General features: G+C 63.0%; 10 protein-coding genes. 6 read left to right on the forward strand and 4 right to left on the reverse strand.

Going from position 1 to position 15860, the window contains the following annotated elements; translation table 11 throughout:
- Positions 1–3 precede the first annotated feature (3 nt).
- Positions 4–1419, forward strand: coding sequence for an FAD-binding oxidoreductase (locus CEJ45_RS15240; RefSeq protein ID WP_088755932.1), 1416 nt, complete (start codon positions 4–6; stop codon positions 1417–1419).
- An 89-nt stretch (positions 1420–1508) separates the two neighbouring features.
- On the opposite strand, the gene lpdA is transcribed toward CEJ45_RS15240, so the two are convergent.
- The 4 genes from lpdA to gshA form a co-directional block, all read right to left on the reverse strand.
- Complete coding sequence (gene lpdA / locus CEJ45_RS15245) at positions 1509–3281, reverse strand: dihydrolipoyl dehydrogenase (RefSeq protein ID WP_088755933.1); 1773 nt, start codon at positions 3279–3281, stop codon at positions 1509–1511.
- 30 nt (positions 3282–3311) lie between these two features.
- Complete coding sequence (gene aceF / locus CEJ45_RS15250; RefSeq protein ID WP_088755989.1) at positions 3312–4982, reverse strand: dihydrolipoyllysine-residue acetyltransferase; 1671 nt, start codon at positions 4980–4982, stop codon at positions 3312–3314.
- A gap of 203 nt (positions 4983–5185) precedes the next feature.
- Positions 5186–7882 (reverse strand): pyruvate dehydrogenase (acetyl-transferring), homodimeric type, encoded by a 2697-nt coding sequence (gene aceE / locus CEJ45_RS15255; protein ID WP_088755934.1) that lies wholly within the window; start codon positions 7880–7882, stop codon positions 5186–5188.
- Positions 7883–8427: 545 nt separating this feature from the next.
- The gene (gene gshA, locus CEJ45_RS15260; protein WP_088755935.1) at positions 8428–10023 is read right to left on the reverse strand and encodes a glutamate--cysteine ligase; all 1596 of its coding nucleotides are present in this window, start codon (positions 10021–10023) and stop codon (positions 8428–8430) included.
- Positions 10024–10327: 304 nt separating this feature from the next.
- Between gshA and folD the strand changes: the two genes are divergently transcribed.
- From folD to CEJ45_RS15285, 5 genes are all read left to right on the forward strand, one after another.
- Positions 10328–11173 (forward strand): bifunctional methylenetetrahydrofolate dehydrogenase/methenyltetrahydrofolate cyclohydrolase FolD, encoded by an 846-nt coding sequence (gene folD / locus CEJ45_RS15265; protein ID WP_088755936.1) that lies wholly within the window; start codon positions 10328–10330, stop codon positions 11171–11173.
- Between the two features lie 69 nt (positions 11174–11242).
- A complete protein-coding gene (locus tag CEJ45_RS15270; RefSeq protein ID WP_088755937.1) occupies positions 11243–13318 on the forward strand; it encodes a M3 family metallopeptidase in 2076 nt (691 codons plus the stop codon).
- A gap of 113 nt (positions 13319–13431) precedes the next feature.
- Positions 13432–13851, forward strand: coding sequence for a DNA polymerase III subunit chi (locus tag CEJ45_RS15275; RefSeq protein WP_088755938.1), 420 nt, complete (start codon positions 13432–13434; stop codon positions 13849–13851).
- A gap of 22 nt (positions 13852–13873) precedes the next feature.
- Positions 13874–14299, forward strand: a complete 426-nt coding sequence (locus CEJ45_RS15280; RefSeq protein WP_088755939.1) for a hypothetical protein — start codon at positions 13874–13876, stop codon at positions 14297–14299.
- Between the two features lie 192 nt (positions 14300–14491).
- Entirely contained in the window at positions 14492–15802 is a 1311-nt protein-coding gene (locus CEJ45_RS15285) for a D-amino acid dehydrogenase (protein WP_088755940.1), read from the forward strand.
- Positions 15803–15860: the final 58 nt, after the last annotated feature.

Genomic DNA, 15860 nt, shown 5'->3' on the forward strand with positions numbered 1-15860 from the left:
GATATGAATGAAAATACCCAGCAACTGATAGCGCAACTGCGCAGCATCGTGGGTGACGCGGGACTGGTCACGGCGGCCGAGGAGCAGGCTTCGTATGTGAAGGATTGGCTCAACAAGTGGCATGGCCGGGTCGCCGTCGTGGTGCGCCCCGCCGACACCGCACAAACCGCCGAGGTGGTGCGCCTGTGCCACCGGACCCACACCCCCATCGTCACCCAGGGCGGCAACACCGGCATGAGTGGGGGCGCTACGCCCGACGACAGCGGTGCCCAGGTGATTCTCTCGACCACGCGCATGAACCGCATCCGCGCGGTGGACCCCATCAACAACACCATGACGGTGGATGCCGGCGTGATCCTGGCCCATGCGCAGGACGCGGCGCGCGCCGCAGGGCGCTACTTTCCGCTCAGCCTGGGTGCCGAAGGCAGCTGCACGATCGGCGGCAACCTGGCCACCAATGCCGGCGGCATTGCGGTACTGCGCTTTGGCAACATGCGCGAGCTGGCGCTGGGGCTGGAGGTGGTCCTGCCCGATGGCCGCATCTGGAATGGCTTGCGCGGCCTGCGCAAGGACAACACCGGTTATGACCTGCGCGACCTGTTCATTGGCTCCGAAGGCAGCCTGGGCGTGATCACTGGTGCAGTGCTGAAACTGTTTTCGCAACCGCATGCGCGCGCTACCGCCTGGGTCGGCTGCGACAGCCTGGCGCAGCTGGCAGAGTTGCTCGCGCGCACGCGGGCACGCTGCGGCGACCGGCTGGTGGCTTTCGAGATGATGTCGGCCGCCTCCTTGGCGCTGGTGCTGCAGCACGTCACCGATACCCGCGCACCACTGGCCCAGCCGGCGCGCTACAACGCCCTCATCGAACTGGCCGATACCGAAGACCTGGGCTTGCAGGCCATGCTGGAAGAACTGCTCGGGCAAGCGATGGAAGATGTCCTGGTCAATGACGCCATGCTCTGCACCAACGGCACGCAGGCTGCCGCCCTGTGGAAAATCCGCGAGGGCATTTCGCAGGCCCAGGTGCGGGCGGGCAAGCTCATCAAGCACGACATCGCACTACCGATCTCGGCCATCGCCGAGTTCGTGGAGCAGGCCGAGCGCATGATTGCCGCTTGCGAGCTGCAGGCGGAGATCATCAATTTCGGCCACCTGGGCGATGGCAACCTGCATTTCAATGTGATGATTCCGTTGTCCTCCTCGTATGAAGAGGTCCAGCAGGCCACGTTGCAGTTGAACCGGCTGGTGCACGACCTGGTGACGGAGAAACAAGGCAGCATCAGTGCCGAACACGGCGTGGGCCAATTGCGACGCGATGAACTGCGACACTACAAATCGCCGCTGGAGATGGAACTGATGCTGCGCATCAAGCAGGCGTTTGATCCCAACCTGATCATGAATCCGGGCAAGTTGCTCTAGCCGACCAATCAAGCAGGCGTGAACCGTGAACCCATGAAAAAAATGGCGGACCCGAAGGTCCGCCATTTTTTTCATGCACGACGCTGCGCTTACTTCTTGCGCTGCGGCGGCAAGTCGGTGCAATGCCCTTCTGCCACTTCCGCCGCCATGCCCAGGGACTCGCCCAGGGTCGGGTGCGGGTGGATGGTCTTGCCGATATCGACGGCGTCCGCACCCATCTCGATGGCCAGCGCCACTTCGCCGATCATGTCGCCTGCGTGCGTGCCGACGATGCCGCCACCGATGATGCGATGGGTTTCAGCATCAAAGAGCAGCTTGGTGAAGCCTTCCGAACGGCCATTGGCCACGGCGCGGCCGGAAGCGGCCCACGGGAAGTGGCCCTTCTCGATCTTGATACCCTTGGCCTTGGCTTCGTCTTCGGTCACGCCGACCCATGCCACTTCCGGATCGGTATAAGCCACCGAAGGAATGACGCTGGCGTCGAAGAAGCTCTTCTCGCCGGCAATCGCTTCGGCGGCCACGTGGCCTTCGTGCACCGCCTTGTGCGCCAGCATGGGCTGGCCCACCAGGTCGCCGATGGCGAAGATGTGCGGCACGTTGGTACGCATCTGCTTGTCGACAGCGATGAAGCCGCGATCCGAGACGATCACGCCAGCCTTGTCAGCCGACAGCTTCTTGCCGTTCGGGCTGCGGCCCACGGCCACCAGCACCAGGTCGTACAGTTGCGGCTCGGGTGCGGTGGCACCGGCTTCAGCGGCTTCGAACGTGACCTTGATGCCCTCGGGCAGGGCTTCCACGGCCACGGTCTTGGTCTTGACCATGACGTTGTCGAAGCGCTTCTCGTTGAACTTCTGCCAGACCTTGACCATGTCGCGGTCCGCACCTTGCATCAGGCCGTCCATCATCTCGACCACATCGATGCGCGCGCCCAGGGTGGAATAGACGGTCGCCATTTCCAGGCCGATGATGCCGCCACCGATGACCAGCATGCGCTTGGGCACCTGGCGCAGTTCCAGCGCGCCGGTCGAGTCGACGATGCGCGGATCCTGCGGCACGAACGGCAGGTTCACCACCGAGGAACCGGCGGCGATGATGGCGTGCTTGAACTGCACCACCTTCTTGCTGCCGTCCGCTGCAGTGACTTCGATGTGGTTGGGCCCGGCGAACTGGCCGTCGCCATTGACCACCTGTACCTTGCGGGCCTTGGCCATGCCGGCCAGGCCACCGGTCATGGTGCCGATGACCTTGTCCTTGTAGGCGCGCAGCTTGTCGATGTCGATTTCGGGCTTGCCGAAGGTGATACCGTGCGAGGCCATGGCGGCAGTCTCGTCGATCACGGCGGCCACGTGCAGCAGCGCCTTGGACGGGATGCAACCGACGTTGAGGCAGACGCCACCGAGCGTGGCTTCGCGTTCGACGATGACGGTGTTCAGGCCCAGGTCGGCGGCGCGGAAGGCGGCCGAGTAACCACCAGGACCACCACCCAGCACCATCACGTCGCACTGCACATCAGCGCTGCCGCCGAAGCTGGCAGCGGCAGGCGCAGCAGCGGGAGCGGCTGCCGCAGCAGGCGCTGCAGCCGGTGCAGGCGCTGCAGCAGGAGCCGGTGCGGCCGCAGCTTCACCAGCGGCTTCCACCAGCAACAGCAGCGAGCCTTCGGCGACCTTGTCGCCGACCTTGACCTTCACTTCCTTGACCACGCCGGCCTGGCTGGACGGGATTTCCATGCTGGCCTTGTCGGATTCGACCGTGATCAGCGACTGGTCCACCTTGATGGTATCGCCGGCCTTGACCATCACCTCGATGACTTCGACTTCCTTGAAATCCCCGATATCGGGGACCTTGACTTCAGAGAGACTCATTGTCCTGACTCCGTAATGTTCGGTGGTGGCTTAGAGAAGCGACTTGCGCAGGTCGCCCAGCACGTCGGCCAGATAAGCCGAGAAGCGCGCGCCCATGGCGCCGTCGATGACGCGGTGGTCATAGGACAGCGAGGTCGGCAGCATCAGGCGCGGCACGAACTGCTTGCCATCCCACACCGGCTTGGTGATCGACTTGGACAGGCCCAGGATGGCCACTTCCGGCGCATTGATGATGGGCGTGAAGGCAGTACCGCCAATGCCACCCAGCGAGGAGATGGTGAAGGTCGCGCCTTGCATGTCGGCCGGCTTCAACTTGCCGTCGCGGGCTTGTGCGGACAGTTCGCCCATTTCGGTAGCGATCTGGCCGATGCTCTTCTGGTCGGCGTTCTTGATGACCGGAACCACCAGGCCATTCGGGGTATCGGCGGCGAAGCCGATGTTGTAGTACTTCTTCAGGATCAGGTTCTCGCCCTTCTCGTCCAGGGACGCATTGAAGGCCGGGAATTTCTTCAGGGCCGAGACGCTGGCCTTGATGACGAAGGCCAGCATGGTCAGCTTGACCGGCGACTTGGCCTTGGCGAAGGCGTCGTTGGAGGTCTTGCGGAATTCTTCCAGCTCGGTCACGTCGGCTTCGTCGAACTGCGTCACGTGGGGGATCATCACCCAGTTGCGATGCAGGTTGGGGCCGCTGATCTTCTTGATGCGCGACAGCGGTTGCAGTTCGGTTTCACCGAACTTGCTGAAATCCAGCGACGGCCACGGCAGCAGGTTCATGCCCGTGCCGCTGCCATTGGTCGCCGGTGCGGAAGCGGCCACCGAGGTGGAACCGGCCATGACGCCCTTGACGAAGTTCTGCACGTCCAATTGCAGGATGCGGCCCTTGGGACCGGTGGCCGGCACGCGCGAGAGGTCCACACCCAGTTCGCGGGCGAACTTGCGCACGGAAGGCGAAGCGTGGGCCTTGCCGCCGGTACTGGTGGCCGAAGCGGTAGCGATGGCAGGCACGGCGGCGGCAGCCGGTGCGGGGGCTGCGGCGGGAGCCGGTGCAGCAGCAGGGGCCGGAGCGGCTGCAGGCGCAGCAGCGGCGGCAGGAGCAGCTGCTGCCGGTGCACCACCTGCGGCTTCGATGGTGGCGATGATGCTGCCCTTGGCAACCTTGTCACCCAGCTTGATCTTCAATTCCTTGATGACGCCGGCGTGGCTGGACGGAATCTCCATGCTGGCCTTGTCGGATTCGACGGTCAACAGGGATTGCTCGGCCTTGACGGTGTCACCCACCTTGACCATGACTTCGATGACTTCCACTTCCTTGAAGTCGCCGATGTCGGGCACTTCGATCTCGACGGTGCCGCCGCCAGCGGCGGCAGGAGCCGCAGCCGGAGCGGGGGCCAGGGCCGAAGCCTGCGCAGCTGCCGGAGCAGCAGCGGCCGCTTGCGGTGCGGCCGCAGGAGCAGCTGCAGCGCCCTCGCCTTCGACGATCACCAGCAGCGAACCTTCGGCGACCTTGTCACCGACCTTGACCTTGATTTCCTTGACCACGCCCGCCTGGCTGGACGGGATTTCCATGCTGGCCTTGTCGGATTCAACCGTGATCAGCGACTGGTCGACCTTGATCGTGTCACCGACCTTGACCATCACCTCAATGACTTCGACTTCCTTGAAATCGCCGATGTCCGGGACTTTTACTTCGACTTGACTCATCTGATGCGCTCCGTTGTTCTGTTCCCCGGCATTGGGCCGGGAGAAGTATTCGCAGGTGGGAAGGTACTGGATGTGCCGCACGACGCTGGCTTCTTGAGCCATCACATCATCGGGTGGCAGACCTTCCCCTTGGGTGGCAGTTCCAGACACGACACATCCCCGCGATCAGCAGGCTGAGGCGGGGATGGTCGGTCAGGCAGTCCTTACAGGGTCACCGGGTTCGGCTTGTTCGGATCGATGCCGTACTTGGCGATGGCTTGCGCCACCACTTCCGGCTTGATCTTGCCTTCATCGGCCAGCGACTTCAGGGCGGCCACGGTCACGAAGTAGCGGTTCACTTCGAAGAACTCACGCAGCTTGGCGCGGGTATCCGAACGGCCATAGCCGTCGGTGCCCAGCACCTTGTACGAACGGCCCTTCGGCACGAAGGCACGGACCTGCTCGGCATAGGTGCGCATGTAGTCGGTGGAGACCACGATCGGGCCTTCGCTGCCTTCCAGCGATTGCTCGAAGTAGCTCTTCTTCGGGGCCTCGGCCGGGTGCAGCATGTTCCAGCGTTCCACGTCCTGGCCATCGCGCGCCAGCAAGGTGAAGGACGGAGCGGACCAGACGTCGGCGTCGACCTTCCAGTCATCACGCAGCAGGTCGGCCGCGGCGATGACTTCGCGCAGGATGGTGCCCGAACCCAGCAGCTGCACGCGCAGCTTGTTTTCCTTGCCGCCTTCGTTCAACAGGTACAGGCCCTTGATGATGCCCTCTTCCTGGCCCGGCTTGATGCCAGGGTGGCCGTAGTTCTCGTTCATCACGGTGATGTAGTAGAACACGTCTTCCTGGTTGGCCACCATGCGGCGCAGGCCGTCATGGATGATCACGGCGACTTCGTGGGCGAAGGTCGGGTCGTAGGGGATGCAGTTCGGGATGGCCGAAGCGAACACGTGGCTGTGGCCGTCTTCGTGCTGCAGGCCTTCACCGTTCAGGGTGGTACGGCCGGCGGTGCCGCCGATCAGGAAGCCGCGTGCGCGCATGTCACCCGCTGCCCAGGCCAGGTCGCCGATACGCTGCAGACCGAACATGGAGTAGTAGGTGTAGAACGGAATCATCACGCGGTTGTTGGTCGAGTACGAGGTCGCCGCAGCGATCCACGAGCTCATGCCGCCCGCTTCGTTGATGCCTTCCTGCAGGATCTGGCCGGCCTTGTCTTCGCGGTAGTACATCACCTGGTCCTTGTCGACCGGTTCGTACAGCTGGCCGACCTGGCTGAAGATGCCGATCTGGCGGAACAGGCCTTCCATACCGAAGGTACGGGACTCGTCGACCATGATGGGCACCACGCGCGGGCCCAGGTTGGGGTCGCGCAGCAGTGCGGTCAGCACGCGCGAGTAGGCGGCGGTGGTGGAGATCTCACGGCCTTCGGCGGTGGGCTCCAGCATGGCCTGGAAGGCCGACAGTTCCGGCACTGGCAGCTTTTCGTCAGCGTGGACGCGGCGCTGCGGCAGGTAGCCGCCCAGGGCCTTGCGGCGCTCGTGCAGGTACTGCATTTCCGGCGCGTCGTCAGACGGCTTGAAGAACGGGATGCTGGGCAGGTCCGCGTCCGAGATCGGCAGCTGGAAGCGGTCGCGCATGGCGCGGATGGCTTCGTCGTCCAGTTTCTTGGTGTTGTGCGCGGTGTTGCGCGCTTCGCCGGCCTTGCCGAAACCATAGCCCTTGATGGACTTGGCCAGGATCACGGTCGGCTGGTCCTTGGATTCCTGGGCGACCTTGAAGGCAGCGTAGATCTTGTGCGGGTCGTGGCCGCCACGGGTCAGGCGCCAGATGTCGTCGTCGGACATCTTGGAGACCATTTCCAGCAGCTTCGGATGCTTGCCGAAGAAGTGCTTGCGCACGAAGGCGCCGTCCTTGGCCTTGTAGTTCTGGTACTCGCCGTCGACGGTTTCCATCATGACCTTCTGCAGGATGCCGTCCTTGTCCTTGGCCAGCAGCTCGTCCCAGCCGCTGCCCCAGATGACCTTGACGACGTTCCAGCCGGCGCCGCGGAAGTCCGACTCCAGTTCCTGGATGATCTTGCCGTTGCCGCGCACCGGGCCGTCCAGGCGTTGCAGGTTGCAGTTGACCACGATGACCAGGTTGTTCAGCTTTTCACGGCCGGCCATGCCGATGGCGCCCATCGATTCCGGTTCGTCCATTTCGCCGTCGCCACAGAAGGCCCAGACCTTGCGGTTGTCGGTCTTGGCGATGCCACGGGCGTGCAGGTACTTCAGGAAACGCGCCTGGTAGATCGCCATCAAGGGACCCAGGCCCATCGAGACGGTCGGGAACTGCCAGAATTCCGGCATCAGCTTGGGGTGCGGGTAGGACGACAGGCCATGGCCATCGGCTTCGCGGCGGAAGTGGATCAGCTGGTCTTCGCTCAGGCGGCCTTCCAGGAAGGCGCGGGCGTAGATACCGGGCGAGGAGTGGCCCTGGATGTACAGCAGGTCGCCACCGTGGTCTTCGGTGGGGGCGTGCCAGAAGTGGTTGAAGCCGATGCCCAGCATGTTGGCAAGCGACGCGAAGGAGGACAGGTGGCCACCCAGGTCGCCATCGACGCGGTTGGCCTTGACCACCATGGCCATGGCGTTCCAGCGCATCCAGGAGCGCAGGCGCTCTTCATATTCCAGGTTGCCCGGGCAGTGCTCGCCCTGGTCGGCCGGAATGGTGTTGACGTAGGCAGTGTTGCTGGAGAAGGGGATGTGGGCACCACGGCGGCGCGCCAGATCGACCATGCGTTCCATCAGGTAGTGGGCGCGGTCCGGGCCTTCCTTTTCGATCACGGCTTCGAGGGCGTCAAGCCACTCCTGGGTTTCCATCACATCGGGATCGTTGGCGGCCTGCGCCAGAACTTGATCGATTTGGGCTGACATGTCATGTCTCCTGGTTGTTGAGAGATCCGTCCGGTCGGGTGGACCAGGCGGGTCGGTCGGTTCATTCGGTACGCAATGCCGCCGGCAGGTGTTGCAGGAAAAGCGCCATGTGTTGCCTGTGCTGCAATCCTTCCCGGCCCGTGGGGCAAGGCGTTGGAGGCGAAACAGGCTTAAATGTACGGTCTTCCAGCCGTGTGGACGACGAATTTTATCAGGGAATTTTTGATTTTCAAATTACGATAATCAATTTCATAATGTGAAAATATGCTGCAAAGCGGCATGAACAGGGGCTTCCAAGGCCTCGTATTTTTACTATATTCCCCTGTAAACAGGGGTTCCTTGCCCTGTTTGCAATGCCGCAATGGCTGCCGGGACTGCCTGAAAAGGCAGTTTTCGCACCATAAAAGTGAATGAAAAGAATTGCCAAGGCAGCAATGACCTGCCTTTCCGACCGACAAGCAAAAACGCCTCGTCGAGGGACGAGGCGTAGCGGTTTGGCTGATCTTCAGGAATTGCCCACTATAAATGAAGGGCAATGTCCTGAATCAGATGGCGATATTGCCCAGGGTACTGGCCCGATAGGCTGCCACGAAGGTATCGAAGTCGCCGACCTGGGTGCGCTCGATGTCGCGCTGGGCATCCAGCGAAGCCTGGGCGATGGCCACGAAGTCGGCCGTCCTGGAGGGCGACAGCGGCCGGGCAATCAGTTCATCGGCCTGGCGCTGGCTGTTGGCCAGGGTATAGGCCGGGAAGGAATTGCCGGCTTGGCGGATCTCACGCAGTACGCGCGCCGAGGGGGTGCTGTCGGGATCGGCCAGCTTGGCGCGTTGCACGGCCAGGCTGTCGCGGTGCTGGCTACCGCCGAGATGGCGATCCAGCAGTTCTGCGACGGGCTCCATGCGATCCAGCAGTTGCTGGCCCCAGTCGGTCAGCAGCAGGCTTTCGCCCTTGAACTGCAGCTGCAGGCCGGGGCGGCGCCCTTCCTTGACGGTGGCCAGGAAGTTGGCGCGGTTTTCCACGCCCTCCTCGTCCGAGGTCAGGCAGCTCGATTCCAGCGCCAGGAAGTGCAGGAAAACATCCAGGAAACGCGCCGCTTCCAGGCCAATGCCCAGCGGATTGAAGGGATCGATGTCCATGCAGCGCACTTCCACATACTGCACGCCGCGCGCCGACAGCGCCTGCACCGGGCGCTCGCCGCTGTTGATGACGCGCTTGGGGCGGATCGACGAGTAGAACTCGTTTTCGATCTGCAGGATGTTGGTATTGATCTGCACCCATTCACCATCCCGCTTGGTGCCGATGGCTTCATATGGCGGATACGGCTCACTGACCGCGTGCGCCAGGCTGCGGATGTAAGCCGGCAGGTTGTTGTAGTGCGGGGTGATGTTGGCCTGGGCGTGGTTCTGGTAGCCCAGATCGCTCATGCGCAGGCTGGTGCCGTAGGGCAGGAAAAGCGTATCGTCGGACAGCGTCTCCAGCTGGTGCGGCCGGCCGCGCAGGAAATTGGTCGCCACCGCTGGCGAAGCACCGAACAGGTACATCAGCAGCCAGCTGTAGCGGCGGAAGTTGCGGATCAGGGCAATGTAGCGCTCGGACTGGTAATCGCGGCGCGACAGGGAGGGATCGACGGTGTCGTCGCCGTCCCGCAGGACTTCCCACAGGTCTTCACTTAAAGAGAAGTTGTAGTGAATACCGGCGATGCACTGCATGGTACGGCCATAGCGCAGCGCCAAGCCGCGGCGGTAGACGTGCTTCAGCATGCCGATGTGCGAGCTGCCGTACCAGGCCAGGGGAATCTCGTCTTCCGGCGGCAGCACGCAGGGCATCGAGGCATTCCACAGGAATTCGCCATCCAGCTTGGCATAGGCAAAGCGGTGGATCTCGTCCAGGCGCTGCAGGGCATCGGCGATGTCGGGCATGGCCGGGGTGATGAATTCCAGCAGCGACTCGGAATAATCCGTGGTGATCAGGTCATTGGTCAGGGCCGAACCCAGCGCCGGCGGATGCGGCGTGCGGGCCAGATGGCCCTGGGCATCCACGCGCAGCGTCTCCCGTTCCACGCCGCGCAGGCCCTGCCCCAGCAGCGCAAGATGGTGCGGCTGGGAAAGCTGTTGCAGGCGGCGGGTGAGGAGATCGGTCATGCGGTAGTCCTTGGTTCTTGTCGCTATGTAGTAACTATTAGCAGCTGGGGCTTCAGGATGCGGGAGCATAACCGAAATTGCAAATCCCCGTCGTGCGCCACCCCAAATGCCAATATGAAGGAAATTGACGCAAAAGTATTTGCAATCCAGCAACATGCCGTCGTGCGCCAGCATTTCGTCCCGCTCACCGCCTGGCTTTATAATCACGGGTTCCGGTGCTTTGCGCCTTGAGTTCGAGTGGTCCCGGCCTGACCGGGCGCCTTCTTTCCAGCCCTGCCCTTCACTTTCTAAAGCCTTATCTGCCATGTCTGCCCAACTGATCGACGGAAACCTGCTCTCCCAACAACTGCGCGCCGAAGTGGCCAAGCGCGCCGCCGCCCTCACCGCCCAAGGCAAGCAACCCGGCCTGGCCGTGATCCTGGTGGGCGACAGCCCGGCTTCCCAGGTCTACGTGCGCAACAAGGTCAAGGCCTGCCAGGACAACGGCCTGCACTCCGTGCTGGAAAAATATGAAGCCTCGATGACGGAAGCCGAGCTCCTGGCCCGCATCGACGCCCTCAACGGCGATCCCAAGATCAACGGCATCCTGGTGCAGCTGCCGCTGCCGGCCCATATCGATGCCCACAAGGTGATCGAAGCCATCGCCCCGGAAAAGGACGTGGACGGCTTCCACGTCAGCAATGCCGGCCTGCTAATGACCGGCCAGCCGCTGTTCCGCCCCTGCACCCCCTATGGCGTCATGAAGATGCTGGAATCGATCGACTACCCGGTGCGTGGCGCCAATGCGGTGGTGGTCGGTGCATCGAACATCGTCGGCAAGCCGCAGGCCATGTTGCTCTTGCAAGCCGGTGCCACCGTCACTATCTGTAACTCCAAGACCCGTGACCTCGGCCACCACACCCGCCAGGCCGACATCCTGGTAGTGGCCACCGGCAAGCGCAACATCGTCACCGCCGACATGGTCAAGCCTGGCGCCGTCGTCATCGATGTCGGCATGAACCGCGACGACAACGGCAAGCTGTGCGGCGACGTCGATTTCGCCAATGCGAAGGAAGTTGCCGGCTGGATCACCCCGGTGCCGGGTGGCGTGGGTCCGATGACCATCACCATGCTGCTGGTCAACACCATCGAAGCGGCCGAACGCAGCTGATCGGCACACCCTTAGCGCATTACCCTCCGGCAGCCCGGCTGCCGGATGTTTTCAGAGAAACGAGAGCCCATGACCACCACTGACATCGCCGCCAATCCCCTGCTCGATTTCTCGGGCTATGCCCAGTTCGATGCCATCCAGCCCGAGCACGTCACGCCGGCCCTGGACAAGCTGCTGGCCGACGCCAGCCGCCTGGTCACCGAACTGGAAGCACCGATGGCCGAAGTCACCTGGGACAATTTCGTCGAACCGCTGGAGTCCGCCACCGAAAAGCTGGGCCGCGCCTGGAGCGTGGTTGGTCACCTGAATTCGGTGATGGACACCCCGGCCCTGCGCGCCACCTACAACGAGAACCAGCCGCGCCTGGTGGAATTCTGGACCTCGCTGGGCCAGAACCTGGCGCTGTTCGAGAAGTACAAGGCCCTGCAGGCCAGCCCGGCCTTCGCCTCCTTGTCGGCCGCGCGCCGCAAGGTGGTCGACAATGCCGTGCGCGATTTCCGCCTGTCCGGTGCCGAACTGGCCGACGACAAGAAGGAACGCTTCGCCGAGATCCAGGAAAAGCAGGCCATGCTGACCACCCGTTTCTCCGAAAACGTGCTGGATGCGACCAATGATTTCGCCCTCTTCGTGGAGGACGAGGCCGAATTGTCGGGGCTGCCGGCCGATGTGAAGCAAGCTGCACGTGCCGCCGCAGAGAAGGATGGCAAGCCCGGCTACAAGTTCACGCTGCACTTCCCCTCGTATTTCCCGGTACTGCAATATGCAGACAATCGCGCGCTGCGCGAGAAGATCTACCGCGCCAACGCCACCAAGGCGTCCGAGCTGGGCGTCAAGCCGGAATGGGACAACAGCGGCAACATCGACCAGATCCTGCAACTGCGCAAGGAAGAAGCGCAATTGCTGGGCTACGCCAACTTCGCCGAAGTGTCGCTGGTGGCCAAGATGGCCAAGTCGCCCAGCGAAGTGATCGCCTTCCTGGAAGACCTGGGCCAGCGCGCCCGCCCATTCGGCCAGAAGGATTATGAAGAACTGAAGACCTTCGCCCGTGAAAAGCTGGGCCTGGACGAACTGAAGGCCTGGGACAGCACCTACGCTTCCGAAAAGCTGCGCGAGCAGCGCTACGCCTTCTCGGAACAGGAAGTGAAGCAATACTTCCCCGAGCCCAAGGTGGTCGGCGGCCTGTTCCAGGTGGCGCAGCAGCTCTTCGGCGTGCAGATCAAGCCCGATAATGCCCCGGTCTGGCACAAGGATGTGAAGTTCTTCCGCATTGAACGTGACGGCCAGCTGGTCGGCCAGTTCTACCTGGACCTGTATGCCCGCGCCGGCAAGCGTGGCGGCGCCTGGATGGATGACGCCCGCGCCCGCCGCCTGACCGCGCAAGGCGTACAGACACCGATCGCTTACCTGGTCTGCAATTTCACCGAACCTGCGGTGGTCGATGGCGTGGCCAAGCCGGCCCTGTTCACGCATGATGAAGTGATCACCCTCTTCCACGAATTCGGCCATGGCCTGCATCACATGCTCACGCAAGTAGATGAGGTGGGCGTGTCCGGCATTTCCGGCGTGGAGTGGGATGCGGTGGAACTGCCCTCGCAGTTCATGGAAAACTTCTGCTGGGAATGGGATGTGCTGCAGCAGCTGACCGCACATGCCGAGACCGGCGAGCCGCTGCCGCGCGCGCTGTATGACAAGATGATCGCCGCCAAGAACTTCCAGTCCGGCCTGCAGATGCTGCGCCAGGTGGAGTTTTCGCTGTTCGACATGCTGATCCACCATGAATATGAAGTCGGTGGCCAGCAGACCGTACAGCAGTTGCTCGACAGCGTGCGCGACCGCATCGCCGTGATCCGCCCGCCGGAATTCAACCGCTTCCAGCATTCCTTCTCGCATATCTTCGCGGGCGGATATGCAGCGGGCTACTACAGCTACAAGTGGGCTGAAGTACTGTCGGCGGATGCGTACAGCGCGTTTGAGGAAGCGGCGGCCAGCAGCGGCAACGTGATTTCGCTGGAAACCGGTCGCCGCTTCCAGCAGGAAATCCTGGCCGTGGGCGGTTCACGTCCGGCCATCGAGTCCTTCAAGGCGTTCCGGGGACGGGAGCCGAGCATTGATGCCTTGCTGCGGCATAGCGGGATGGCGGCTTAAGCCTGCTTGCGCCCCGCAACACGGCTCTTGATGACGGCCCGCCTCCAAGGCGGGCCGTTTTTGTTTGCCCCATCCCGATGGCATGCAGCACCGCGACCCACTATACTGGCGGGATGACCCGAATCGACTTTCACAGCAACGTCCCGCAAAAGATCGCCTACGTGTGCCGTCTGGTGCGCAAAGCGCGCGCTTCCGGCGCCAACCTGGTGCTGCGCACCCCCGACCGCGCCGAGTTGCAGCAGCTCGACCAGGCGCTCTGGAGCTTCTCCGAGCAGGATTTCCTGCCCCACGTGATGGCCGGCGACCCGCTGGCCGCGCAGACGCCCATCATCCTGACTGCCGACGACAGCACCGACCTGCCGCACCACCAGATCCTCATCAACCTGGGCAGCGACACGCCCGCGCATTTCGCGCGCTTCGAACGCCTGCTGGAAATCATTTCCGCCGACGACGCCGACAAGGCGGCCGGCCGTGACCGCTACCGCTTCTACAAGGAACGCGGCTACCCCCTCTCGCACCATGTGGCCGCCTGAGCCCGCCCCGCCCGCTCACGCCATGAATCACGACGACAACAGCATTCCCCTGCTCACCGAGGTCATCCCGCTGGCCCCGGCCCCGGATTACGCCGCCCCCATGCAACCGGGCGCCTTCCACACCCAGCCCGCCAACACCCATTACCAGGCACCGGCAGCGGCCGCCCCGGTGATGACGCCCATGTCCCCGGTCACCCCGGTCACCCCGGCCGCCGAGCAATACCGCCAATGGGAACAGGAAATCCGCGAAAACGTCCTGCAAAGCCTGCTGGAGCGCGTCGATACCGTGCTGCACCAACACCTGCAAGACCAGATGGCGCTGGCGCTGGACCATCTTTCCGATATCGTGATGCAGCGCGTCAGGGAAGGCCTGCGCGACGCCCTCACCGAAACGGTCGAGCGCGCCGTGGCGGAAGAGATGGCCCGCTTCACATCTTCAAAAATGTAAATCTGGCTGGATTTTTCTTTTATTTTTGAATAAAAATATCGCAACAGCCTTTTTATTCATAAAAATTCAAGCCAGTATTGATCACATCGGAAATCACGCTTTTCTTACAATGCTTGCATTGTTCGCATGCGAGCTCATGCATGCGAACGTCCGAACAACCACAGCAAGTTCATGCAAAACCGGGAGAGTGAGATGAAAGTGATCGTATTGGGCGCAGGCATTATCGGAACCGCTTCCGCCTGGTTCCTGAAGAAGCAGGGCTACGACGTCACCGTCATCGACCGCCAGCCCGGCGCGGCGCAGGAAACCAGCTTCGCCAACGGCTGCCAGATCTCGGTCTCGCACGCAGAACCCTGGGCCAATCCGGCCGCCCCGATGAAGGTCCTGAAGTGGCTGGGCAAGGAAGACGCCCCGCTGCTCTATCGCTTCCGTCCCGAATGGCTGCAATGGAAGTGGGCCGTGGCCTTCCTGCGTGAGTGCACCGCCGCCCGCACCGACGAGAACATCCGCAACATCGTCGCCCTGTGCGAATACAGCCGCCAGACCTTGCAGGCCGTGCGTGCCGAAACCGGCATCCAGTACGACCACCTGACCCGCGGCATCCTGCACTTCTACACCGAGGAAAAGGAATTCGAGGACTCGCTGCCCGCCGCCAAGCTCATGCGCGACCTGGGCTGCCCGCGCGAATCCATCGGCGCCGATGAAGTGGTGCGCATCGAACCGGCCCTGGCCTCGATCCGCAACAAGATCGTCGGCGGCGACTTCACCGCCACCGATGAATCGGGCGACGTCTTCAAGCTCACCACGGGCCTGGCCAAGAAGAGCGAAGAAGCCGGCGTCGAATTCCGCTATTCCACCAGCATCACCCGCTTGATCACCGAAGGTGCCGGCGCTGCCGCCCGCGTGACCGGCGTGGAAGTGATCAACCCGGACGGCCGCCATGAAGTCCTGAAGGCCGACACCTTCGTGGTCGCCATGGGCAGCTTCTCCCAGCAACTGGTCAAGCCGCTGGGCATCGACCTGCTGCTCTACCCAGGCAAGGGCTATTCGGCCACCTACCAGATCACCAATCCGGACGCCGCCCCCACCGTCTCGCTTACCGACGACGGTTACAAGCTGGTGGTCTCGCGCCTGGGCGACCGCCTGCGCGTAGCTGGCACCTGCGAACTGAACGGCTACACCCGTGAACTCAACACCACCCGCTGCGAAGCCATCACCCGCCGCACCCGTGAACTGTTCCCGGATGGCTGCGACTACGACAACCCGACCTACTGGACCGGCCTGCGCCCGCTGACCCCATCCAACGTCCCCTACGTGGGCAAGACCAAGTTCGCCAACCTGTACTTGAACACCGGTCATGGCACCCTGGGATGGACCATGGGCTGCGGATCCGGCCGCGCGATCGCCGAGATCGTCTCCGGCCACGTGCCGGAAATCGATTTTGCCTTCACGGGCCTGCCCCGCTGGAACCGCGCACGCCAGGTGGTGACCCAGGCCGCTTGAGCGTTCTAGGGCCTGTTCACGCCCGCCAAAGGACCGGATTGCCCGGTCCTTTTTTTTG

Origin of the sequence: Herbaspirillum aquaticum (genome assembly GCF_002213425.1) — a bacterium.
In the GTDB taxonomy this organism is placed as follows: Bacteria; Pseudomonadota; Gammaproteobacteria; order Burkholderiales; family Burkholderiaceae_D; genus Herbaspirillum; species Herbaspirillum aquaticum.

Excerpts from the sequence above, each read along its gene's own strand:
- gshA (WP_088755935.1), bottom strand. The coding sequence starts at position 10,023 with ATGACCGATCTCCTCACCCGCCGCCTGCAACAGCTTTCCCAGCCGCAC.
- CEJ45_RS15240 (WP_088755932.1), top strand. The coding sequence starts at position 4 with ATGAATGAAAATACCCAGCAACTGATAGCGCAACTGCGCAGCATCGTG.
- CEJ45_RS15275 (WP_088755938.1), top strand. The coding sequence starts at position 13,432 with ATGACCCGAATCGACTTTCACAGCAACGTCCCGCAAAAGATCGCCTAC.
- CEJ45_RS15280 (WP_088755939.1), top strand. The coding sequence starts at position 13,874 with ATGAATCACGACGACAACAGCATTCCCCTGCTCACCGAGGTCATCCCG.
- CEJ45_RS15285 (WP_088755940.1), top strand. The coding sequence starts at position 14,492 with ATGAAAGTGATCGTATTGGGCGCAGGCATTATCGGAACCGCTTCCGCC.
- aceE (WP_088755934.1), bottom strand. The coding sequence starts at position 7,882 with ATGTCAGCCCAAATCGATCAAGTTCTGGCGCAGGCCGCCAACGATCCC.
- lpdA (WP_088755933.1), bottom strand. The coding sequence starts at position 3,281 with ATGAGTCTCTCTGAAGTCAAGGTCCCCGATATCGGGGATTTCAAGGAA.
- folD (WP_088755936.1), top strand. The coding sequence starts at position 10,328 with ATGTCTGCCCAACTGATCGACGGAAACCTGCTCTCCCAACAACTGCGC.
- CEJ45_RS15270 (WP_088755937.1), top strand. The coding sequence starts at position 11,243 with ATGACCACCACTGACATCGCCGCCAATCCCCTGCTCGATTTCTCGGGC.
- aceF (WP_088755989.1), bottom strand. The coding sequence starts at position 4,982 with ATGAGTCAAGTCGAAGTAAAAGTCCCGGACATCGGCGATTTCAAGGAA.